The organism is Erwinia sp. S43 (assembly GCF_016624745.1).
Taxonomy (GTDB): Bacteria; Pseudomonadota; Gammaproteobacteria; order Enterobacterales; family Enterobacteriaceae; genus Erwinia; species Erwinia coffeiphila.
The window spans coordinates 85,829-109,058 of record NZ_JACVTX010000008.1 but is presented as its reverse complement, the minus strand read 5'-3'; the positions used below and the strand labels follow the sequence as shown (position 1 = coordinate 109,058).

Below are 23,230 nucleotides of genomic sequence, written 5' to 3'. Positions count from 1 at the left end.
ATGTCTGTTGTAGATCCGGGCAGCGTCCCTGCTGCACCCAAGCCGATGACCCCGTTACAGGAATTCTGGCACTACTTTAAGCGTAACAAAGGCGCGGTGATCGGCCTGGTTTACGTCGTCGTAATGATTTTAATCGCTATTTTTGCCAACGTTCTGGCACCGCATGCACCGGCAGAGCAGTTCCGCGACGCGCTGCTGCGCCCGCCGGCCTGGCAGGAAGGCGGTAGCTGGCAGTACCTTCTTGGTACGGATGATGTTGGCCGCGACGTCCTTTCCCGCCTGATGTACGGCGCACGCCTGTCGCTGCTGGTCGGCTGCCTGGTGGTGGTTCTGTCATTGATTATGGGCGTGGTGTTCGGCCTGATTGCCGGCTATGTCGGCGGTGCGATTGATGCAGCGATTATGCGCCTGGTCGATATCATGCTGGCGCTGCCAAGCCTGCTGCTGGCGCTGGTGCTGGTGGCGATCTTTGGCCCATCGATTGTCAACGCCTCGCTGGCACTGACCTTTGTCGCCCTGCCGCACTATATCCGCCTGACCCGCGCGGCGGTGCTGGTAGAAGTGACCCGCGACTACGTTACCGCCTCGCGCGTGGCGGGGGCAGGGGCGATGCGCCAGATGTTTATCAATATCTTACCAAACTGCCTGGCACCGCTGATCGTGCAGGCGTCTCTTGGCTTTTCCAACGCGATCCTCGATATGGCCGCGCTGGGTTTCCTGGGTATGGGGGCGCAACCGCCTACGCCGGAGTGGGGCACCATGCTCTCCGACGTACTGCAGTATGCGCAAAGTGCCTGGTGGGTGGTCACCTTCCCCGGTGTTGCCATTCTGCTGACGGTACTGGCATTCAACCTGATGGGCGACGGCTTACGCGACGCTCTTGACCCGAAACTCAAACAGTAGGCAGCGAGATGGCACTATTAACTGTAGATAAACTCTCGGTGCATTTCGGTGACGAAAAAGCACCGTTCCGCGCCGTAGACCGCATCAGCTACCAGGTTGAACAGGGACAGGTGGTCGGTATCGTCGGCGAGTCCGGCTCCGGTAAATCCGTCAGTTCACTGGCAATCATGGGGCTGATCGACTATCCCGGTAAGGTCATGGCAGATCAGCTGGTCTTCGATCAGCGCAACCTGCAGCAGATTTCCGAGAAAGAGCGCCGCCAGCTGGTGGGTTCGGAGGTCGCGATGATCTTCCAGGACCCGATGACCAGCCTGAACCCCTGCTACACCGTGGGCTACCAGATTATGGAAGCCATAAAGGTGCATCAGGGCGGTAATCGCCGTACCCGTCGCCAGCGCGCGATCGACCTGCTGAACCAGGTGGGTATCCCCGATCCGGCCTCCAGGCTGGATGTCTATCCGCATCAGCTGTCGGGCGGCATGAGTCAGCGCGTGATGATCGCGATGGCGATTGCCTGTCGACCTAAGCTGCTGATTGCCGATGAACCGACTACCGCGCTGGATGTGACCATTCAGGCGCAGATCATCGAGCTGCTGCTGGATCTGCAACGCCAGGAAAATATGGCGCTGATCCTCATCACCCACGATCTGGCGCTGGTCGCCGAAGCCGCGCAGCACATCATTGTGATGTATGCCGGGCAGGTGGTAGAAACCGGTAAAGCGGTGGATATCTTTAAAGCACCGCGCCATCCCTACACCCAGGCTTTGCTGCGCGCACTGCCGGAATTTTCCACCGACAAGGCAAGACTGGCCTCGCTGCCGGGCGTCGTGCCGGGTAAATATGACCGGCCCAACGGCTGTCTGCTGAATCCGCGCTGCCCGTACGCCACCAACCGCTGCCGGACGGAAGAGCCGCCGCTGCGCGATCTTGCAGGGCGTCAGTCCAAATGCCACTTCCCACTGGATGATGCCGGGAGACCAACTTATGAAGCCTGAAGGAACGAATCCGACCCTGCTGATGCAGGCGATCGATCTGAAGAAACATTACCCGGTTAAAAAAGGCCTGTTTGGCCAGGAACGACTGGTGAAAGCGCTGGACGGCGTATCGTTTAACCTCGAACGCGGTAAAACGCTGGCGGTGGTGGGGGAGTCCGGCTGTGGTAAATCCACCCTGGGCCGCCTGCTGACGATGATTGAAACGCCAACCGAAGGCCAGCTGTTCTATCAGGGACAGGACCTGCTGAAGCACGACCCGCAGGCGCAGCAGATGCGGCGACAGAAGATTCAAATTGTCTTCCAGAACCCGTATGGCTCGCTCAACCCGCGTAAAAAAGTCAGTCAGATCCTGGAAGAGCCGCTGGTAATCAATACCAACCTGACTAAAGCCGAGCGCCGGGAGAAAACCCTGGCGATGATGGCGAAAGTGGGCTTGAAAACGGAGCACTACGATCGCTATCCGCATATGTTCTCCGGCGGTCAGCGCCAGCGTATTGCTATTGCCCGTGGCCTGATGCTTGACCCTGACGTACTGATTGCCGATGAACCGGTCTCCGCGCTGGATGTATCGGTACGGGCGCAGGTCCTGAATCTGATGATGGACCTGCAGCAGGAACTGGGGCTTTCCTACATCTTTATCTCTCACGATCTGTCGGTGGTGGAGCACATTGCCGATGAAGTGATGGTGATGTATCTGGGGCGCTGCGTAGAGAAGGGAACCAAAGAGGAGATTTTCGCTAATCCGCGGCATCCTTATACTCAGGCTCTGCTTTCAGCGACTCCGCGCCTTAACCCGGACGAACGACGCGAGCGTATCAAACTAACCGGCGAGCTACCCAGCCCGCTGAATCCGCCGCCGGGATGTGCGTTTAACGCCCGCTGCCGTCGGCGGCTTGGCACCTGCACCCAGCTGCAGCCGCAGCTAAAATCCTGGGGTGGGCAGCAGGTCGCCTGCTTTGCCGTTGAACAGGATGAGAGCGAACCGGCCGCCTGAAGACGGTCATAATGCAAAAGCGGAGATTAGCTCCGCTTTCTTTTTAACAACACTGAAACTGTACACACCTTAAACACTTAAGATAAGTAAAAGAGTCGTTTTACCGATAAAGGTAATTTTTTCCAGTAGTGATAACGAGTTAACGGATAACCTTAATAATTTAAAGGAAAATTAAGGAAAAGAAGTTAATAACTATTTTTAAGCTATTTCAAGTTTGTGAAATGAAAGCCTTTAACCCGGTAAAATTATCCAATTTATTAACATAGTCACTATTATGATAAGTGACGTTGGCAATAAATAATTTTGCTAGTAAGCCGTTAATTTACTGATTGAAAATCAGCAAACTGCGCACTGAGATTAATCTGACGATTTCAAAAAGAGTGTGTTATATTGCCGTAAAATCCTCCTTCTGCGCGATCGCTTCTATGAAAAGTTATGATGACTTGCAGCGTTTTAAAGAAAAGACGCAAACAAACCACATCGAATTCAAAGATATGTCCGAGCAGTCACTCCATTCTGACAGCTCAAACTGGGCCATTATCAAGCAGTTGCTCAGTGATGGCTCCGACCCGGTGCTGGATAAGAGTCAGAGGATTGATGTTGTTGCGCCTCAGCCTATCGATCCGTCGGTGCTGCTGGCTCCGCCGGTAGCCGCTGCGCCCGCACAGCCGTTGCCGTCATTCTCCGCGTTGGAGGACCGCACTCCATCGGTGGGCGCATCGTTATTCGACAGCATTTCATCATCGCTGAAGCCAGGCACACCGCCTGAAGCATCCGTACCCGTTACGCCGCAGCCGGAAGTTCCGCCTGTTGCGCCTGTTGCACCAGCGAAACCAGTGCTGACCAAAGTCGCCGATCTGCGTCCGGAGTCTGTTGCTCAGGCGTCAGGCTCGCTGTTCGATCAGCTGGCGAAGTCACAGCCAAACACTGCGCAGAAAAAGCCTGATGCTCCGCTTGAGCAGCCCACTGCGCCGCAGCTCAACGCGCTGTTACAACAGCAGCCGGAATCAACGGCGCCGGGCACTCAGCCCCTGCTGCAATCAGGCTTCCCGCTGCCGCCTCCGCCTGTACAGCCACAGCTGAATGCACTGCTGCAGTCGCCGCCGGTAGCGCCACAGCCTCAGCAGGTTGCCGCACCGCAGTATCAGCCGCATCCGCAGCAGGTGCCGCCACAGTATCAACCACAGCCGCAGCAGGTTGTGCAGCAGCCGTACTATGCGTCCCAGCAGGTTTCACCGCAGCCGCTGTACCAGTCGCAACCGCAGCAGGTCGCGCCGCAGCCCGTTTATCCACAGCAGCAGGCCGCACCGCTTTATCAGTCGCAGCCGCCAGCAACCTCGCCGCTTTTTGCCAGTAGTCAGGCGATACAGCCGCACACGCAGCCTGCGGCAACATCTTCAAATATCAGCTATAAACAGTTATTCAGCCCGGCACACGGCTCGGCTGAACAGATCGTTTCTAAAGAGATGCCATTACAATCCCTGCTGGAGAAAATTGCCTCATGCCGTTAGTTTGCGTCTGTTCCCCTAAAGGCGGTGTGGGTAAAACCACCATGGCAGCCAACCTTGCACACGCGCTTGCCCGCAACGGTAGCAAAGTGCTGGCGATCGATTTTGACGTGCAGAATGCGCTGCGTCTGCATTTTGGTGTACCGCTGTCGGACGGACGCGGCTTCGTCGCCAAATCTGCCGAATCTTCCGACTGGAGCCAGTCCATTCTTACCACCGGCGGGAACATCTTTGTTCTGCCTTACGGTGATGTTACCGAACAGCAGCGTATGCAGTTCGAAGATAATCTGACCCACGATCCCAACTTTATTATCCGGGGCCTGAACACCGTACTGAACTATCCCGGTCTGGTGATTATCGCTGATTTCCCTCCGGGCCCTGGCCCGGCGCTGAAAGCCATGGCGGCACTGGCCGATATGCACCTGGTGGTGATGCTGGCCGACACGGCTTCGCTGTCGCTGCTGCCGCAGGTGGAAAATGAAAAACTGATTGGCAGTGCGCTTAATCATCGTAAAGGCCACTATTTCGTGCTGAACCAGAGCGACAGCCGCCGCAATATCAGCCGCGATGTGACGCTGTTTATGCAACAACGCCTGGGCGATCGGTTAATTGGCGTAGTAAACCGCGATGAAAGCGTGGCCGAGGCGAATGCCTCACAGCAGTCTATTTTTGATTTCAGTTCCGTATCCGCTGCCGCATTCGATATCGAGCTGATCGGTAAACGTCTTTCCGCGCTGCTTGATATTAAAGTCGGCGACGGCGAGATGCATGCGCCGCTTCAGTCTCGCTAGAGCGGGTCACAGGAACCTGGCACGGATGCCTGAAGACGCGTGGTGAAATGCGCCACGAAGAATTATACCCACACGTGTTCAGGATGACTTATGAATAAAGTCCTGTTTTATCTGCTCTTACTCATCTTACTGCCCGTTGCGGCGGTAATCGTTATCACCCCGATGGATAGCCAGAAACAATATACCTTTGGTCTGATTTCCATCGGTATTGTGTTCCTGCTGGGCTTTATTAAGAGCAAGCCGGTCTCGCTGATCATGGTATTTCTTTCCGCGATCATGTCGACCCGCTATATATACTGGCGCGCTACCGAAACCCTGCACTTCAATTCCGAAGTGGAAGCGATTCTGGGTATCGGCCTGTTTATCGCCGAACTCTACGTCTGGCTGATTTTAATTCTCGGCTACCTGCAGACCTCCTGGCCGCTAAAACGCACCATCGAACCGCTGCCGGATGATATTTCACTCTGGCCGACGGTGGACGTTTACGTTCCCAGCTATAACGAAAGCCTTGATGTGGTTCGCGACACCGTGCTGGCCGCGCAGTGTATCGACTACCCGCGCGACAAGCTGAAGATCTACCTGCTGGATGACGGCAAGCGCAGCGAATTTGCCCGCTTCGCCGCCGACGTCGGCGTGGGTTATATCACCCGCGACGACAACCGCCACGCCAAGGCCGGTAACCTGAACCACGCGATGAAAATCACTAAGGGTGAACTGATTACCGTCTTTGACTGTGACCACGTAGCCACCCGCACCTTTCTGCAGGCCACCGTGGGTGCCTTCCTGAAAGATGACAAGCTGGCGCTGCTGCAAACGCCACACTATTTCTACTCGCCGGACCCGTTTGAACGTAACCTGAAAGCCGCTCGCGAAATCCCTAACGAAGGCGCGCTGTTCTACGGCCCGGTACAGCAGGGTAACGATAACTGGAACGCAACGTTCTTCTGTGGTTCCTGTGCCGTTATTCGCCGTTCCGCGCTGGAAGAGATCAATGGTTTTGCGGTGGAAACCGTGACCGAAGATGCGCACACCGCATTAAAAATGCAGCGACTGGGCTGGGGTTCCGCGTTTCTGGCCATCCCGCTGGCTGCCGGTCTGGCTACCGAGCGCCTGGGTCTGCATATCGTTCAGCGTACCCGCTGGGCGCGTGGCATGACGCAGATTTTCCGCGTGGACAACCCGCTGCTGGGCCGTGGCCTGAAGTGGCAGCAGCGCCTGTGCTACCTCAACGCCATGCTGCACTTCCAGTTCGGTCTGCCGCGCGTGGTGTTCCTGACGGCGCCGCTGGCCTACCTGCTGTTTAACCTGAACATTATTCACTCATCGGCCAGCCTGATCTTCGCCTACGTGCTGCCGCACCTGGTGCTGTCGCTGTACGTGAACTCCCGTATGAATGGCCGGTTCCGCGCCACCTTCTGGGGTGAAATTTACGAAACGGTGATGGCATTCCACCTGGTGATCCCGACGTTGCTGACGATGATTTCGCCGAAGCACGGTAAGTTTAACGTAACGGATAAAGGCGGCCTGCTGGACGTCGGCTTCTTCGACTTCAACATCGTACGTCCACACGTGATCTGTGCCCTGCTGCTGGCAGCCGGGGTGATCAGCGGCATCGTACGCGCCACCGCTCACGACTACTTCGGCGTAGACCCTTACGTTATTGCGCTGAACGTCGGCTGGGCCACCTTCAGCCTGGTGATACTGATGGCGGCGATTGCCGTAGCGCGCGAAACCAAGCAGGTACGTAAAACCATTCGTATCGACGTGAACATCCCGGCAATTGTACATTATGCCAGCGGTATCTCCTCACGCTGCCACACCATCAACCTGTCAATGGGCGGCGCACAGCTGACCGCACCGGATCAGCGCTTCGAGAATGATGAAATTGAAGAGATCGAACTGATGCTGCACTCCGGCGCTATCTCGATTCCGGTTCATCTGATCAGCGCTGATTCCGGCGTACTGCGCTTCCAGTTTAAGGATATTCCGCTGTCGCGCCGCCGCGAGCTGGTGCGCGTGGTGCTGTCCCGTGCTGACGCCTGGTTGAAACCTGAAGGGCCAAAAGATAATCCGCTGCGCTCGCTGGTGAATATCATTCGTACAGTATTCGAACTGTTCTGGCTGACCTGGAAAGATCGCCGCGCGAATAAAAAGCGCCGTATGCGTGCTGAGAAGGATGGAGTGGCATGAAGCAATTGATACTTCGCGCACTGTGCCTGAGTACTGCGCTGACGCTGAGCAATCTCAACGCCGCAGATACGGCCAACAACAATTCGCAGTTTGGCAACTTACTGAATAACTTTGTTCCTGCCAACCAGGGTAACGGCGCGGAAGCTGAAGAGAACGATCAGCCCGCTGCGGCATCAGAAAATCCGGCACCGGCAACGGGCGCGGAAAACGGCTTGCCTGCGGGCAACGAACCGGCACTACCGCCGGGATCGGTGGCCGAGCTGCCGGGGCTGCCTCCGCTTCCTGCTCCGCCTGCGGATACCTCACCGATGGTCTCCCTGAATCAGCCGCTCTCCAGTACGGTGACGGTTGCACAGATGGGCCAGCCGCAGGGCGTGCTGCTGACCGGTGGCCAGCTGCAGTCCGGTATCACCTTTACGCTGCCGGGCGATGAAGTGATCACCAATGCGCGTCTGAATCTGTCGCTGAAGGTCTCTTCCGCGCTGGCGGCGCGTAATACCTCACTGCAGCTGATGATGAACGGTCAGCCTCTGGGTACGCTGCCGCTGAGCGCGTCGGATAAAGAAAGTGAAGACTATCAGCTGGATATCCCGGCGGCGATGGTGGTCTCTAGCAACAACCTGAGCTTCAAAATTAACGATGCCGACCAGCTCCTGTGCGAGCGCGATAGCGAAGATCAGTACCAGGTGACGATCCTGCCAACGACCACGCTGTCGCTGGAAGGCCAGCAGCTGAACATCGGCACCAGCCTGAGCAATTTCCCACGGCCGTTCCTCGATCCGCTGCGGATGAACTCCTCCAGCGTCTCCATGGCGTTTGGCGAAAATATTCAGCCGGGCGAAGTCAGCGCGGCGGCAATCCTGGCGTCGTGGCTGGGCATTCAGGCGGACTACCGTGGGATTACCTTCCCGGTGCTGCGCGGCCAGCTGCCGGAGAAAAACGGCGTGGTGTTCGGCCACCCGGGTGAAGTGATCTCCAGCCTGACGCTGCCGCAAACCAGCGTGCCGCTGGTGAAAATCGTCGATAACCCGGACAACCCGGTCTACAAACTGCTACTGGTGGTGGGGAAGGACGATCTACAACTGCGCCAGGCGGCAACCCGTCTGCTACAGCCAATGAAGGTAGACAGCGCCCAGCTGGAAGTGGGCCAGCAAACGCTGCCGCTGCGTAAACCTTATGACGCTCCGCGCTGGATTAATACCGAGCGCCCGGTTCGCCTGAGCGAGCTGCTGCGCCAGGATCAGAACCTGACTGCCAACGGCATCTGGCATGACGCGCTGCGGGTTAACTTCCGCGCGGCACCGGATCTGTTCCTGTGGGACGGCGATACGCTGCCGCTGCAGCTGAACTATCGTTTCCCGTCTGAAAACTGGATTGATGAAGATAACTCCGTTCTTAACGTCACCCTGAACGGCACTTTCCTGCGTAATCTGACGGTCAATAAACTCGGGCTGTTGGAAAATATCTGGCACCGCCTGGGCGGCGACGCACGCCAGGAGAAATACACGCTGAAACTGGACCCGTATCTGATTTACGGTGATAACCAGCTGCAGCTCTATTTCAATATCAAACCGAAGGCCAACGCACCTTGTAGCGTTCTGACTAACAACAATATTAAGAGCCGAATCGAAGAAGACTCGTCGATCGATCTGAGCCACACGCGCCACTTCGCGATGCTGCCGAACCTGTCTTACTTCGTCGGTGCCTCGTTCCCGTTCTCGCGTCTGGCTGACTATTCCCAGACCGTACTGATGCTGCCTGAGAAGCCAGCTAATGCCGAAATCAGCGCGCTGTTAAACATGGCCGGACGTTCCGGTAATGCCACCGGCGTAGCGCTGGCCTACAACAATGTTGTGTTCGGCGTACCTGGCGGCGGCGCGATGCGCGAACGTCTGGAAAACAGCGATGTGCTGGCGGTGTCCACGCTCGGTCAAACTGCTTTCAACGAGTCGATACTGGCCGCTTCACCGTATGAAGTTCACGGCCATACGCTGGGCGTGAAAGTGCAGGGAACGCTGGAAAAACTTCGCAGCTGGCTGACCGGCGACTGGTCACGGCAATCGCTGGATGCAGACCGCTATCTCTCTTCTAACGAAGACTGGCGCGGGTTTGTCAGCTATCGCTCGCCGTGGAACGGCAGCCGTCTGGTGGTGATGACCATCGCGACCGACGACGATCAGCTGAACCGCCTGAGCAACGATTTAACCTTGCAGCGCATCAACGCCGGTATTCGCGGCGATACGGCTATCATTACGGATGAAACCGGTGTGCGCAGCTTCCGCGTTGGCGCCCAGTTCCCCAGCGGACAAATGCCGTGGTACATGATGGTGGTCTGGTATGCCAACCAGCACTCCGTTCTGATGGCCCTTGTGGCACTGCTGTGTTCGACATTAGTGGGATTAAGTACCTACGTGCTGCTGAAACGCCACTCATGGCGTCGCCTGCATCCACCGAAATCATCCCGTTCCTCTGGCGAGAAAAAAGAATGATGAAAACACAACTCACACAGTTAAGCGCCAGAATTCGCCATCGCTGGATGATCGGCGGCAGCCTTGCGCTGTCGGTCATCTCCTTCCCGCTGATGGCGGCTGATAACAACCCGGCCGTTCAGGCGCTTTTTGACCAGGCAAACTACTGGCATCAGAAATCGCACGACAATCTGGCGCGTGAAGCGTTACAGAAAGTGCTGATGGTGGACGGCAACAACACCCAGGCGATGTATCTGATGGCTCTGTGGTCGCAGCAGAACGGCGACACCGCAGGCATGACCAAATGGCGTACCAAGCTGAGTGAGGTGTCGCCGCAGGACCCGCGTCTGGTTGAGCTGGATAACGCCCGCCAGATGCAGTCGATTCCGGCAGCACAGCTGTCGCTGGCCCGTCAGCAGGCGCGCACCGGCAACACCGCCGCCGCGCTGCAAACCTGGCGCAACACGTTCAGCGGCAACCAGCCGCCTGCCAGCGTGGCGGCGGAATACTATCTGACGATGGCCGGTGACCGTAACATGCTGCCGCAGGCGATCGATAACCTGCGCCAGTTCAGTGCCCAGAACCCACAGGACAACGCTGCCAAGCTGGCGCTGGCCAAAGCGCTGACCTATCAGGAATCCACCCGTCGTGAAGGCTTGCAGTCGCTGGAAACGATGGCTCCGGCCAACCCGGATGCCGACCGCTCGCTGCGCCAGGCGCTGCTGTGGCTGGGTCCGAAACCGACCGATGATGCGCTGTATCAGAACTACCAGCAGCGTCATCCGCAGGATACGGCGGTGATGGCCTACTACCGTAAAAACGTCGGTGGAGAAACCAAAGGTCAGGGCTTTAACGCGCTGAACAGCGGCGACGTTTCCGGCGCGCAAAACGCATTCGACCAGGTACTTCAGGTTAACCCGGAAGATGCGGATGCGCTGGCCGGTCTGGGCTACGTTGCCCAGCGCAACGGCAATTATACTCAGGCCGCCGACTACCTTGAGCGGGCGGCCAAACTGGGCGGCAATAACAGCCAGCAGCGTCAGCAGCAGGCGGATGATGCCCGCTTCTATGGTCAGCTGGCCACCGCCCAGCAGGCGCTGAAATCCGGCAATACCGCACAGGCGCTGTCGCTCAGTGAGCCACTGACTCAGGCCGCCGGTGAAAAAGGCGTTTCCGCCAAACTGTTCCGTGGCGATGCGCTGCGCCGCAGCAACCAGCTCGATCAGGCGGAACAGACCTTCCGCAGCGTGCTGGCAACCGAGCCTGACAACCGCCCGGCCAAAGAAGGGCTGTTCTACGTGCTGCGTCAGCAGAATCGTACGGCGGAAGCCAATACGCTGCTGGCCTCACTGCCAGCCAGCGTTCGCGCTGCGGTCACGCCGCGCCCGGTCGCCACCAGCGATCCGGTGCGTAACGAGGCTAAGCAGGCGCTGGCCGCGGGTAACCCGCAGCGTGCGGTGTCGATCCTACAGCAGGGGATGCAGCGCTTCCCGTCAGATCCGTGGCTGCGCCTCGATCTGGCTCGTATCTATGAGCAGCAGGGCAATTCGGCTCAGGCCGCAGGCGTCATGCAGCCCGCTTACCGCAACGGTGCCTCCAGCAACGAAGTTTACGCCGCCGCGCTGTTTGCCAGCGAAACGGGATCGTGGGCGCAGGCCAACAGCCTGCTGTCGCGTATTCCGGCCCGCAGCCAGAACGCCGATATGCGCACGCTGGCACAGCGGGCCAGCTTTAATCAGCAGATGGATGTGGCAAAACAGTACCTGGCGCAGGGCAACAGTGCTGCCGCCGCCAATACGCTGAAAGTGCTGGCAGCCAACCCGCCGTCCAGCCCGTCCGATGCTGGTAATCTGGCGAAAGCCCTGGCCCAGGCGGGCGATATGAGCACCGCCGTGTCGGTAGTACGCGGCAACATGCGCCGTGGCGTGCAGGGCAACGCCGGGGACTATGCCGCACAGGCCGCCGTACTTGAGCAGGCAGGATTAGGAGCCGAGGCACAGAGCTTCCTCAGCAGCCCGGAAATCCAGTCGCGCAGTACGCCAACTCAGCTGGCCGGTATTCGCAACGGTGGCGTGATCAATGAAGTTGACCGCCTGCGCGAGCAAAAGCAGTACGCTGCGGCCTACGACAAACTGATTACGGCCCTGCAGAAAGATCCGCAGAACACCGACCTGATGTTTGCCATGGCGCGGCTTTATCAGTCCGGCAAAATGAACAAAGAAGCTGGCGTGGTCTACGACTACCTGATGACCCGCGATACGCCGAATCAGGATGCGCGTGAAGGCGCTATCAACGTGGCGCTGGCACTGAACGATGTCCCACGCGCGCGCTCACTGAGTACCGGCCTGCGCGGTCAGCAGTCACCTGAGCGGCTGCTACTGCTGGCTCGCGTGGCGAATGCCGACGGCGACCATAACGAAGCGCTGAGCTACCTGCGTACCGCACGTGGTAAGGTGATCGGGCTTTCGGGCGCGGATACCGGCAGCAGTGCGGGGATCGGCGGTCTGGCGATGTCAGATAACCCGTTTATCAACCGCACCACGCTTTCGCCGCGTCCTTCACCGTCAACCTACGGTAAAACCATGCCGTGGCAGCTGTCGCCGACCTATCGTGATTACCGCGATATTCCGGGCGCCACCTTCACCATGGGTAATGCACCGCTGTTAAGAGAAAACCAGACGCTGGCCCAGATTGATACCATGATGGCCGATCTGGAAAAAGACACCGGAACCTGGATGCAGGCCGGAGTGCAGATCCGCAGCCGTGACGGTGAAAGTGGCCTCAGTAAACTGACCGAAGCCAAAGCGCCGCTGACCTGGACCAGTTCACCGCTGGGCGATGCACACTTTGACTTTACCGTTACGCCGATTAATCTCAGCTCGGGCAGCGCCACCGGCGATGCCTATCGCCGCCTCGGTTCCGGCGCAACCGAACAGGCTATCGGCAACCTGGTCAGCACCATCGAAAGCGAGCAGACCTACGTCAGCGGCTTAACCGATACCGAATTGACGACCTTCAACACCACCAATCCGGGGGTAGCGACCGCGCTGACCGCGCTCGACGGTGTGAAATTTGAAGATTTAAACCCGTTGACCGCCACCGGGTTGAAAAACCTGACCAGCCTGAACAACAACACGGCGCTGAAAAACTATCTCATCGCCTCCACGCGTAAACCGAGCGTCGACAGTGCCAGTACCGGCACCAGCGACTCGCAGAACGCCAGCGGCGTTGAGCTGAACCTGGCGCTGACCGGCACCAGCTACAAGATCGACCTCGGCAGCACGCCGCTGGGCCAGGACTTGAGCACCATGGTCGGTGGCGTGAAGTGGGCACCGAAGCTGACCGACTACCTGACGCTGATCCTCACCGGTGAGCGTCGTGCCGTCACCGACAGTCTGCTCTCCTATGTGGGCGTGCAGGATAAGCTCTCCGGCAGCAACTGGGGGCGGGTGACCAAGAACGGCGGTAACGCCCTGTTAAGCTATGACGACGGCGATGCCGGATTCTACGTCGGCGCAGGGGCATACAGCTATCTGGGTGAGAACGTGGCCAGCAACCAGAGCCTGGTCGCCAACGCCGGTGCCTACGTTCGTCCGTACCATTACGACGATCGCGAACTGAAAACCGGTATCAGCCTGAGCTGGATGGACTTCAAAAAGAACCTGAGCTACTACAGCTACGGCCAGGGCGGCTACTTCAGCCCGCAAAACTTCGTCAGCGTGGCCTTCCCGATCGACTACTCGCAAAGCTATGACGACCTGAGCGTGCGTATCGGCGGCTCGGCGGGTTATCAGGCCTATACCCAGGATCGCAGCGCCTATTATCCGAACAATCCTGAGTGGCAATCCGCGCTGGAATCAGCAGTTACTGCTGGTTTTGCGAAAGAAGCCTACTATTCCGGCGGCAGTAAGAGCGGAGTTGGCTATAATCTTCATGCGGGTGCGGATTACAAGATTAATAAAAATATCACCGTCGGTGGTCAGCTGGGTTATGACACCTTTGGTGAATATAACGAAAGCACGGCGCAACTTTATTTCCGTTACATGCTGGGAGGTAGTCAATAAGCATGAGCCAGTTACAGGATCGTACCCTGCAATATTATCGTCAGCAGCAGTGTCAGCCAGGCTGGTTTGACCTGCTGAGCGTGATGATCGGCGGCATGATGGGCAATGCCGGCGAGCGTGAGAGCCAGGCTTTCCTGCAGCAGATGGGGGACAGCCTCGCGGGCCGTTACCCGCTGGGTAAAGCGGCGACCGTTGGCGATTTGGAAAAGCAGATTAACCAGGTGCTGGCGCGCTTTAACTGGGGCTTTATCGACATTCAGCCTTCCGACAGCGCAATGATTATTGAACATCTGGCGCTGCCGGTAGCAGATGGCGCACTGCCGCTGCATCAGTGGCACCTCGCTCTGAGCGCAGTATTGACCGGATTGTACGCCCGCTGGCTGCGTGAGCAGGGAGGATACGATCGCGTTTCACTAAGCGTGGAAGCGACCAGCGATGTTTCACTCCGCTTCCGCTATAAGGCCTGAGTGATACGATGATTGCGATGTTGAGGGCGACGGTAATTATGCTGGTAATGGCACTGGGATGTACCCAGGCCTTTGCTGCGGACGGCTGGGGCAGTTTTAAGACACGCTTTATGACCAGTGATGGTCGCATTCAGGACACCGGTAACAAAAACGTCAGCCACACGGAAGGGCAGGGCTACGCCATGCTGATGGCCGTGCAATACAACGACCGCACCAGTTTTGACAAGCTGTGGAACTGGACGCAAAACACGCTAAAAAACCCGAACAATGGCCTGTTCTACTGGCGCTATATTCCGACCCAGGCTGACCCGGTGGCGGATAAAAACAATGCCTCCGATGGTGATGTGCTTATTGCGTGGGCGCTACAGCAGGCTGGGGAAAAATGGCACGTTCAGGCCTACCTGAAAGCGTCAGACGCCATTCAGCGGGCCATTCTGGCACAGAACGTTATCCCGTTTGGCGGCTACACGGTGATGCTGCCGGGCGCTCAGGGCTTCAATAAAAACAGCTACGTGATCCTGAATCCTTCCTACTTTGTGTTTCCGGCATGGCGTGACTTCGCCCGACGCAGCCATCTTCAGGTGTGGAATCAGCTGATTAGTGACGGAATGGAACTGCTAGCGCAAATGCGGTTTGGCGATACGAATCTGCCGCTGGACTGGGTAGCGCTGAACGCCGACGGCACCTTTGCTCCGGCCGCAGCCTGGCCGCCGCGCTTTAGCTATGACGCCATCCGCATCCCGCTCTATCTGCACTGGTACGACGCGCAGAATCCTCAACTGGTCCCGTTCCAGCGCTTCTGGGGTGGTTTCCAGCGTCTGCAAACACCGGCATGGATCGATGTGTTAAGCGGCGAGAAAGCCCCGTACAATATGGCCGGTGGCCTGCTGTCGGTGCGCGATTTAACGCTGAATGAAACCGGTTATCTCAACGATGCGCTGAGCAGTAACGAAGATTACTACTCCTCCAGCCTGCATCTGCTGACCTGGCTGGCATTTCTGCAACAGCAGCAATAACTGGCTCTCAGGAGCCAGTCGCCTTTCCGCGACGGAGAGGGAAACGATCGGAAAACGCTTAAACCGATAGTCGCAGAGCGTGATAGCTTAACAAGCGGTTGCCATAGGATATACTCAGGGCAGTTTTTTGCCTTATGCGCCACGAATCCGGGGATTCAGGCTTTGGAGAACAGGCTTGCGCGTCAGTCGTTCACTAACGATTAAGCAAATGGCAACGGTGTCGGGCGTTGCGGTCGTCACCATCTGCATCTTTATCGTTATACAGCTTTTCCACTTTGTGCAGCAGCGCAGAATTGACTACGCCCAGCAAATGGAAAATGTTGCCCATACGGTGCGCCAGCCGCTGTCTCAGGCGGTGCTGAAGGCGGATATTCCCCAGGCTGAATTCATCCTAAACTCCCTGCGCCCGGCGGGAATCCTGGCGCGTGCCGAAGTGGTGCTGCCCAACGGCCTGCAGGCGCTGCACACCGATTTCGAACCGGAAAAACCGGTACCGCAGTTTATCGCCACCCTGTTTGAGTTGCCGGTGCAGATCACCGTGCCGCTCTACTCTATTGAGCCCGCAAACCCCAAACCGCTGGCGCTGCTGATCCTGCAGGCCGACTCCTGGCGGGTGTATCAGTTTATCCTCAGCGCCGTTTCAACCATGGTGACCACCTTCCTGCTGCTGGCCCTGATCCTCTCTGTCGCTATCAGCTGGTGTATCAACCGCCTGATTGTTCGCCCCGTGCGTAAAATCGCCCAGGATCTGCAGGACCTTTCGCCGCAGGAGCTACTGAGCCACCAGCTGGCGCTGCCACGCTACCACCGTAACGATGAAATCGGCCTGTTGATCCGCAATTACAACCGCAACCAGCTAACGCTGGGGGCGATGAACGAGGACATCAGCCGACTGAGCACGCATTATTCGCTCACCGATCTGCCGAATAAAACCCTGTTCCTGGCGCTGCTGGAACAGCATTTGCGATCGGTGAAAGGCGGTGGCGTCTTCACCGTGCTGGTGCTGCGCATTGAGACGCTGCTGGACGCCAACGGCATCGTCAGCGATAGCGAACGGGATGTGCTAACGCTGACGCTGGTGGATAAAATCCGCGGCTGCATTGATGAACAAACGGTGCTGGCGCAGCTGTCCAACTGTGACTTCGCTTTGCTGGTCAAACAGGCGGATAACCCGTTCCGCGCGCTGCGGCTGGCGAACAGCCTGTTACAAACACTTAATCAACCGGTTAGTCTTCAGCATATGCAGCTGAGGCCCAACGTCAGCATCGGTATGGCGCAGCGAGCGGAAACCCGGCAGAACGCCACTGAGCTGCTGGGGCGTGCCGTCTCTGCGATGATGTCCGCCCGCCATCAGGGCAAAAATCAGATCCTGTTCTTTGATTCTGAACTGGCGGAAAAAGCCGAGAAGCGCCTGACCCAGGAATTCGACATTCTGCAGGGGATCGAAGAGGGTAAGTTTGCCCTCTGGCTCCAGCCGCAGATCGATATGCGCAGCGGCGAAGTGATTGGTGCAGAAGCCCTGCTGCGCATGCAGCAGCCGGATGGCAGCTGGTGCCTGCCGAGCGACCTGATTGTTAATGCAGAAGAGATCGGCGTGATTAATGCCCTTGGGCGCTGGGTCTTTGAGGAGTCCTGTCGCCTGCTGGCAGACTGGCAGCAGCGGGGCATAGAGCTGACACTGAGCGTTAATCTGTCGCCGATTCAGCTGCGCGATGCCGATATGGTTACCCATCTGCGTGAACATATCGATCGGCATAACATTACTCCCGGCAGCCTGGTGCTGGAAATCACCGAAACCGCACAGGTAGGTGAGTCTGACCACGCGCTGCATCTGTTACAGGCGCTGCATGAGGCGGGGATTTCCGTTGCGCTGGATGATTTTGGTATGGGCTATGCCAATCTGAACTGGCTGAATCAGTTTAAATCCCTGCCGATCAGCAAAATTAAAATCGACCGCAGCTTTGTGTCTGCGCTGCCGGATGATGACACGATGGTGCGAATTGTGGCGTCAATAGCCGCCATCAGCAAGCTGGATGTGGTGGCGGAAGGGATAGAAACCGAAGCACAGCGCGACTGGCTGCTGGCGCGTGATATCTATATCGGTCAGGGTTATCTCTATTCGGAACCTTTACCGCGAGGCCAGTTCGACCGTTATTATTTTTCCCTTGGAAAAGTGATAAATCACCGTGAAGAATGTTAATTTACCTGAGGTTATAGGAATCTTCTGCTGAAGTGATTCAGTTCATAAATTTGCGTTATGGCTGACCCCGTATTCCCTCCGGTTATATCAATCCCGTTACCCGGGTGTTATTTTCGCCCTATCGTATTCCCGCCGATAACGGATATTTTATGAAACTTTCCCTGTTTAAAAGCCTGTATTTTCAGGTACTGACCGCCATTGCTATTGGCGTATTGCTGGGCCATTACTATCCCGAACTGGGTGCGCAAATGAAGCCTCTGGGTGACGGCTTCGTTAAGCTTATTAAGATGATTATTGCTCCGGTAATCTTCTGTACCGTGGTAACCGGTATTGCCGGTATGGAAAGCATGAAAGCCGTGGGCCGCACCGGCGCGGTCGCGCTGCTCTACTTTGAAGTGGTCAGCACTATCGCTCTTATCATCGGTCTGATCGTCGTCAACGTGATGCAGCCAGGTGCCGGGATGAACGTTGATCCTGCCACACTGGATGCGAAAGCCGTGGCGGTCTATGCCCAGCAGGCAGAACAGCAGGGCATTGTTGCCTTCCTGCTGGATGTGATACCCGGTAGCGTTATTGGCGCATTTGCCAGCGGTAATATTCTACAGGTTCTGCTGTTCGCCGTGCTGTTTGGCTTTGCACTCCATCGCCTGGGCGATAAAGGCACGCTGGTATTCAACTTTATTGACAGCTTCTCGCGGGTTATTTTCGGCATTATCAATATGATTATGCGCCTCGCCCCGATTGGCGCATTTGGTGCTATGGCCTTCACCATCGGTAAATATGGCGTCGGTTCACTGGTACAGCTGGGCCAGCTGATCGTTTGCTTCTATATCACCTGTATTTTGTTTGTGGTGCTCGTGCTGGGATTCATTGCCCGCGTGGCCGGCTTCAATATTTTCAAGTTTATTAGTTATATCAAAGAAGAACTGCTGATCGTGCTGGGTACGTCTTCCTCCGAATCGGCACTTCCGCGCATGCTGGATAAAATGGAGAAGCTCGGCTGTAAGAAATCCGTCGTCGGGCTGGTGATCCCTACCGGCTACTCGTTCAATCTGGATGGGACGTCGATCTATCTGACGATGGCGGCGGTGTTTATTGCCCAGGCCACCAACAGCCATATGGATATTTTCCATCAGATTACCCTGCTGGTGGTGCTGCTGCTCTCCTCCAAAGGCGCCGCAGGTGTCACCGGCAGCGGCTTTATCGTGCTGGCAGCCACGCTATCCGCAGTGGGGCATTTGCCGGTCGCCGGGCTGGCGCTGATCCTCGGCATCGACCGCTTTATGTCGGAAGCCCGCGCCTTAACCAACCTGGTGGGTAACGGTGTGGCCACCGTAGTGGTGGCAAAATGGGTCGGCCAGCTGGATGAGAAACAGCTAAAATCGACGCTTAATGCCGGTAAGAGTCAAAAAAATCTCACTGATAGCGCTAATTAAGCACTTAATTTATTAAAATTTCACTGAAATGCCCACCGCGACTTGCCCTCGCGGCGGGCATTTGCATAATAACCTCCAATGCTTTTTTTACGATTTTTTTCTACGCTGTGTGACATCCTCGCCGATGCGTGGTCTAACAAGCTGTTCCTTTAAAATACAGCGGCTTCCCTGGGGTTTTTGACCGGCTGAAACGTCGCGGGCAGCAGGTAACAGATCACCAGTGATTCTTTTTGGTTTGTGATTGAGTAGGGGTTCACATGCAGGGCACCAGAATTCGTCTTTTGATTGGTGGGGTAGTACTGGCAGCAGCCAGCTGCACGGTACAGGCTGAAACTCTCCAACCCGATCCCGCCTGGCAGCAGGGAAAACTGGATAACGGTTTCAGCTGGCAGTTATTAACAACACCTCAGCGACCAAGCGATCGTATTGAAATTCGTCTGCTGGTTAATACCGGATCGCTGGTTGAAAGCGCCCAGCAAATTGGTTACAGCCACCTTTTGCCACGCCTGGCGCTGGTGCACAACGCCGCTCTTGAACCCGCTCAGCAGCGCTCTCTCTGGCAGCAAAGCATCGATCCACAGCATCCACTCCCTCCAGCCATCACCTCGTATAACTACACGGTTTATAATCTCAGCCTGCCTAATAATCGCCCGGAAATGGTGAAAGAGGCCCTGAACTGGCTGGCCGCGACCGTGGATAAAATGACCATCAATACTGAGGTGGTGAATACGGCGCTGAATGCCGACGATCCCATCGGTACCTGGCCCGGTAATACTCAGGATGTCTGGTGGCGCTACCGGCTGAAAGGTTCCACGCTGCTCGGCCACGATCCGGCGTCAGCGGTGAAAGTGCCGGTCGATCTGGCCCAGCTCAATGCATTCTATAAACAGTGGTATACCCCGGATGCGATGACCCTGTTTGTTGTCGGCAACGTTGACAGCCGCAGCCTGGCCGAGCAGATCAACAAAGTGTTCTCGCCGCTGGAAGGTAAACGTGAGCAGCCCGCGCCTCTGCCAACGCTTTCTCCACTGCCGCCGCAGCCGGTAAATCTGGTCAATCCTGCACTCGGCCAGGACCGCCTGTCTCTGGTCTGGGATAATCCCTGGATGCCAATCCGGGAATCGCAGAATCTGCAACGCTACTGGCAGGGCGATCTGGCGCGCGAAGCGCTGTTCTGGCACGTTCAGCGCGTGCTGAGCGAGAATAAAGCTCAGGGTGTACAGGTCGGCTTTGACTGCCGCGTGCTGTATCAGCGCGCCCAGTGCGCCATCAATATTGATTCGGACAACGCAGCGCTCAGTAGCAATCTGGACCTGATCGCCAAAGAGATGGCTAACGTGCGTGACAACGGCCTGACACAGCAGGAATTTGACACGCTGATGGCGCAGAAAAATACCGAGCTGAACAAGCTGTTCGCTACCTATGCCCGCACCGATACCGATGTGCTGATGAGCCAGCGCCTGCGTTCACAGCAAAACGCGGTGGTGGATATCGCACCGGAACAGTACCAGAAGCTGCGCCAGGCATTTCTCTCCGGCCTGACGCTGGACATGCTGAACCAGGAACTGCGCCAGCAGCTGACCCAGGATATCACCATGATGCTGATGCAGCCGCAGGGCGAACCGGAAATCAATGCCGGGCAGCTGCAGGAAAGCTGGCAGAAAATTATGAAGCCGGTTGACGCCGCGCCTCAGGCCCCCGCAACGCCAGCCGACCCGGCGGTAGCAACGGATGCGCCAGCGCAGTAACCGCAGGGCGGCCTTTCAGGGCCGCCCTTTTTCTTTGCGCGGGGCGATTCCGTTCCTGCTGCTCATCCTCTCAGCGTTCTCCTCTGCGCTCTGCGCACAGGAATATGCCTTCCTTAACGACAGCAACCTGGTACTGAACCGCCAGCGTTTATTACAGCAGCAGGCACCCGAACCGACGCTTACCGCCTGGCAGGCGCTGCATCGTGCGGCCGATAAAGCGCTGAAGCAACCGCTGCTCAGCGTCACCGATAAAGGAATGACTCCGCCCAGCGGTTCAAAGCATGACTACCTGAGCCTCAGCGCCTACTGGTGGCCGGACGGCAATAAACCGGACGGGTTGCCCTGGGTCAAGCGCGACGGTCACGTTAATCCGGCAAGTAAAAATGAGCAAAGCGACGGCGTGCGGCTGGCAACATTTACTGCCAGCGTGCAGACATTAACCCTCGCCTGGTATTTCTCCGGCGACCAGCGCTATGCGGATAAAGCCATCGCGCTGATCCGCCACTGGTTTATTAACCCGGCAACACGCATGAATCCCAACCTGGAGTATGCCCAGGGCGTGCCGGGCATCGCAGACGGACGGCACACCGGCGTGCTGGACGGCCGCTACTTCGCCACCCGCATTGTCGACTCGCTGATCATGCTGCGGCAGGCTCCGGGGTGGCAGGAAGAGGACGAACAGCAGATACAGCGCTGGATGAAAGATTATCTCCAGTGGCTGCTGACCAGCCGCGAGGGCCGGGGCGAGGCGGCGGCGAAGAATAACCACGGCAGCTGGTACAGCGCGCAGGTGGCGGGCATTGCCTGGTACGTTCAGCGACCTGACGTTATCCGCCAGATGTTCAAACAGGCACAACGGCGGATGGCCGGTCAGCTGACCGCCGACGGCCGTCAGCCTCTGGAACTGGCGCGCACCCGCTCGTTTCACTACAGCTGGTTTAACCTGCAGGCGCTGACCGCGCTGGCGACCGTTGTCGCTAAGAACGGATCGGGGGATTTATGGCGTTACCGGACGCCGCAGGGTTCCGGGCTGTTAAACGCGCTGGACTTTATGGCACCCTGGAGCGACGGCGCGAAGCACTGGCCTTACCCCAGCCTCGATCATATTGGCGTCAGACTGATTCCGCTGCTGGTACAGGCGGATAACCAGCTGCAAAGCCAGCGGTACCGGCAACAAATCGAACGGGCTGACTGGACGCTGCCCGCAGCCGGTGCCGCTCGCGGTGCAACGCTCGATGCCCTGCGAGCCAGCTGGCTGCTGGCAGTGCCCGCCTACAGCCGCTGACGGGCTTCACTGCAATCGAGATCGCCTTCCATACCCGACTGCTCAGCGTCGATATTGCCCGCTTAACTGTTTGCAGCCGGTTTAGTGAATTACCCTGCGTTTCTATACCGGCATCGCTTCACGGGGAATAATCGCACCGCGATGCTGGATCACCGTGCTGGCCGTCAGATGTCCGCGCTTAGCGGCCTCTTCTGCGCTGCCGCCGGTCAGGCGCACCGCCAGATAGCCCGCGCTGAACGAGTCCCCTGCGGCGGTGGTATCTACTACGCTATCGGCCGACAGCCGCACTGCAGGTATCTCCAGCAGCGGCTCCGCGCTCGTATCCACCAGGCAGGCATCGGCCCCGCGTTTAATCACGATTTCCTGTACGCCCGCAGCGCGGGTACGGCGAATCACCTCGGCGCTATCAGCCTCGCCCCACAGCAGCGTTTCGTCATCCAGCGTCAGGAACGCGATATCGGTGTAGCCCAGCATTGCCTGATAGGCAGACTGCGCCTCCTCCCGGCTTTGCCACAGGCGCGGGCGATAGTTGTTATCGAAGATAATTTTGCCACCGTTAGCGCGGCAGGCGGCCAGCAGGGCATACAGTTTTTCGCGGCTCTGCGGGCTGAGGATCGCCAGGCTGATGCCGCTCAGATAGAGATAGTCATAGTGCGCCAGCTGCTGGCAGATCGCGTCGGCCTGCTCGCTATCCAGCCAGAAGCGGGCGGCGGCATCATTGCGCCAGTACCAGAAGGTGCGCTCGCCCTGGGCATCGGTTTCAATCACGTACAGTCCCGGCAGCTTGTTCTCCAGCCGCTGGATCAAGTCGGTGTGCAATCCTTCGCTCTGCCACGCGTCAATCATTTCATTGCTGAAGCTGTCTTTCCCTAACGCGGTGACATAGTCCACGCGCAGCGCCTGGGGTTGTACCTGGCGGGCGACATAGACTGCCGTATTCAGCGTATCGCCGCCGAAACCCCGGCTCATATCGCTGCCGCGCTGGGAAAGCTCAATCATGCATTCGCCTATTACGGCAATTTTCTGTTGCGTCATTTTTCTCGGCTCGTAGGAAATTTTTTATCCAGTCTCGCCGCCCGCAGCTGCCCAGTCAATATTTAAAACGATGTTTTATTTTTATCGTGATGTCAGTTTAATTATTGCGTTCACGCGTGCTGCCGCTCCC

At 57.4% G+C, this 23,230-nt stretch carries 15 protein-coding genes; 14 read left to right on the top strand and 1 reads right to left on the bottom strand.

Annotated elements, in window-relative coordinates:
- The 14 genes from dppC to IBT47_RS12400 all read left to right on the top strand — a co-directional run bounded on the left by dppC (position 1) and on the right by IBT47_RS12400 (position 22,065).
- Complete coding sequence (dppC, locus tag IBT47_RS12465) at positions 1–903, top strand: dipeptide ABC transporter permease DppC (RefSeq protein WP_105593687.1); 903 nt, start codon at positions 1–3, stop codon at positions 901–903.
- Positions 904–911: 8 nt separating this feature from the next.
- Entirely contained in the window at positions 912–1,898 is a 987-nt protein-coding gene (gene dppD / locus IBT47_RS12460; protein WP_200560653.1) for a dipeptide ABC transporter ATP-binding protein, read from the top strand.
- On the top strand, positions 1,888–2,892 hold the full coding sequence (dppF, locus tag IBT47_RS12455) for a dipeptide ABC transporter ATP-binding subunit DppF (RefSeq protein WP_105593689.1): 1,005 nt from the start codon (positions 1,888–1,890) through the stop codon (positions 2,890–2,892). The genes dppD and dppF overlap by 11 nt, the downstream gene beginning before the upstream one ends.
- Positions 2,893–3,317: 425 nt before the next feature.
- Positions 3,318–4,403 (top strand): cellulose biosynthesis protein BcsO, encoded by a 1,086-nt coding sequence (gene bcsO, locus IBT47_RS12450; protein WP_200560652.1) that lies wholly within the window; start codon positions 3,318–3,320, stop codon positions 4,401–4,403.
- Positions 4,394–5,191: a cellulose biosynthesis protein BcsQ gene (gene bcsQ, locus IBT47_RS12445; RefSeq protein ID WP_105593690.1), complete on the top strand. Its 798-nt coding sequence runs from the start codon at positions 4,394–4,396 to the stop codon at positions 5,189–5,191. Before bcsO ends, bcsQ begins: the two co-directional genes overlap by 10 nt.
- Positions 5,192–5,281: 90 nt before the next feature.
- Complete coding sequence (bcsA, locus tag IBT47_RS12440; RefSeq protein ID WP_105593691.1) at positions 5,282–7,381, top strand: UDP-forming cellulose synthase catalytic subunit; 2,100 nt, start codon at positions 5,282–5,284, stop codon at positions 7,379–7,381.
- Complete coding sequence (gene bcsB, locus IBT47_RS12435; protein ID WP_200560651.1) at positions 7,378–9,870, top strand: cellulose biosynthesis cyclic di-GMP-binding regulatory protein BcsB; 2,493 nt, start codon at positions 7,378–7,380, stop codon at positions 9,868–9,870. Before bcsA ends, bcsB begins: the two co-directional genes overlap by 4 nt.
- Positions 9,870–13,913 (top strand): cellulose biosynthesis protein BcsC, encoded by a 4,044-nt coding sequence (locus IBT47_RS12430; RefSeq protein WP_200560711.1) that lies wholly within the window; start codon positions 9,870–9,872, stop codon positions 13,911–13,913. Before bcsB ends, IBT47_RS12430 begins: the two co-directional genes overlap by 1 nt.
- A gap of 2 nt (positions 13,914–13,915) precedes the next feature.
- Complete coding sequence (gene bcsD, locus IBT47_RS12425; protein WP_200560650.1) at positions 13,916–14,380, top strand: cellulose biosynthesis protein BcsD; 465 nt, start codon at positions 13,916–13,918, stop codon at positions 14,378–14,380.
- Positions 14,381–14,388: 8 nt separating this feature from the next.
- On the top strand, positions 14,389–15,396 hold the full coding sequence (locus tag IBT47_RS12420; RefSeq protein WP_105593694.1) for a glycosyl hydrolase family 8: 1,008 nt from the start codon (positions 14,389–14,391) through the stop codon (positions 15,394–15,396).
- 175 nt (positions 15,397–15,571) lie between these two features.
- The gene (gene hmsP / locus IBT47_RS12415) at positions 15,572–17,596 is read left to right on the top strand and encodes a biofilm formation regulator HmsP (protein WP_200560649.1); all 2,025 of its coding nucleotides are present in this window, start codon (positions 15,572–15,574) and stop codon (positions 17,594–17,596) included.
- A 149-nt stretch (positions 17,597–17,745) separates the two neighbouring features.
- Complete coding sequence (locus tag IBT47_RS12410; RefSeq protein ID WP_200560648.1) at positions 17,746–19,032, top strand: dicarboxylate/amino acid:cation symporter; 1,287 nt, start codon at positions 17,746–17,748, stop codon at positions 19,030–19,032.
- A 257-nt stretch (positions 19,033–19,289) separates the two neighbouring features.
- The gene (locus IBT47_RS12405) at positions 19,290–20,780 is read left to right on the top strand and encodes a pitrilysin family protein (RefSeq protein WP_200560647.1); all 1,491 of its coding nucleotides are present in this window, start codon (positions 19,290–19,292) and stop codon (positions 20,778–20,780) included.
- Positions 20,764–22,065 carry an alginate lyase family protein gene (locus IBT47_RS12400; RefSeq protein ID WP_200560646.1) on the top strand — a complete coding sequence of 434 codons (1,302 nt, stop codon included), beginning with the start codon at positions 20,764–20,766 and terminating at the stop codon, positions 22,063–22,065. Before IBT47_RS12405 ends, IBT47_RS12400 begins: the two co-directional genes overlap by 17 nt.
- Before the next feature lie 102 nt (positions 22,066–22,167).
- Here IBT47_RS12400 and IBT47_RS12395 read toward each other — a convergent pair whose 3' ends face one another.
- A complete protein-coding gene (locus tag IBT47_RS12395; protein WP_200560645.1) occupies positions 22,168–23,100 on the bottom strand; it encodes a sugar kinase in 933 nt (310 codons plus the stop codon).
- Positions 23,101–23,230: the final 130 nt, after the last annotated feature.

Coding starts and splice junctions, on each gene's coding strand:
- dppC (WP_105593687.1), top strand. CDS start 1: ATGTCTGTTGTAGATCCGGGCAGCGTCCCTGCTGCACCCAAGCCGATG.
- bcsD (WP_200560650.1), top strand. CDS start 13,916: ATGAGCCAGTTACAGGATCGTACCCTGCAATATTATCGTCAGCAGCAG.
- IBT47_RS12400 (WP_200560646.1), top strand. CDS start 20,764: ATGCGCCAGCGCAGTAACCGCAGGGCGGCCTTTCAGGGCCGCCCTTTT.
- bcsA (WP_105593691.1), top strand. CDS start 5,282: ATGAATAAAGTCCTGTTTTATCTGCTCTTACTCATCTTACTGCCCGTT.
- bcsQ (WP_105593690.1), top strand. CDS start 4,394: ATGCCGTTAGTTTGCGTCTGTTCCCCTAAAGGCGGTGTGGGTAAAACC.
- bcsB (WP_200560651.1), top strand. CDS start 7,378: ATGAAGCAATTGATACTTCGCGCACTGTGCCTGAGTACTGCGCTGACG.
- IBT47_RS12420 (WP_105593694.1), top strand. CDS start 14,389: ATGATTGCGATGTTGAGGGCGACGGTAATTATGCTGGTAATGGCACTG.
- IBT47_RS12395 (WP_200560645.1), bottom strand. CDS start 23,100: ATGACGCAACAGAAAATTGCCGTAATAGGCGAATGCATGATTGAGCTT.
- dppF (WP_105593689.1), top strand. CDS start 1,888: ATGAAGCCTGAAGGAACGAATCCGACCCTGCTGATGCAGGCGATCGAT.
- IBT47_RS12405 (WP_200560647.1), top strand. CDS start 19,290: ATGCAGGGCACCAGAATTCGTCTTTTGATTGGTGGGGTAGTACTGGCA.
- bcsO (WP_200560652.1), top strand. CDS start 3,318: ATGAAAAGTTATGATGACTTGCAGCGTTTTAAAGAAAAGACGCAAACA.
- dppD (WP_200560653.1), top strand. CDS start 912: ATGGCACTATTAACTGTAGATAAACTCTCGGTGCATTTCGGTGACGAA.
- IBT47_RS12410 (WP_200560648.1), top strand. CDS start 17,746: ATGAAACTTTCCCTGTTTAAAAGCCTGTATTTTCAGGTACTGACCGCC.
- IBT47_RS12430 (WP_200560711.1), top strand. CDS start 9,870: ATGAAAACACAACTCACACAGTTAAGCGCCAGAATTCGCCATCGCTGG.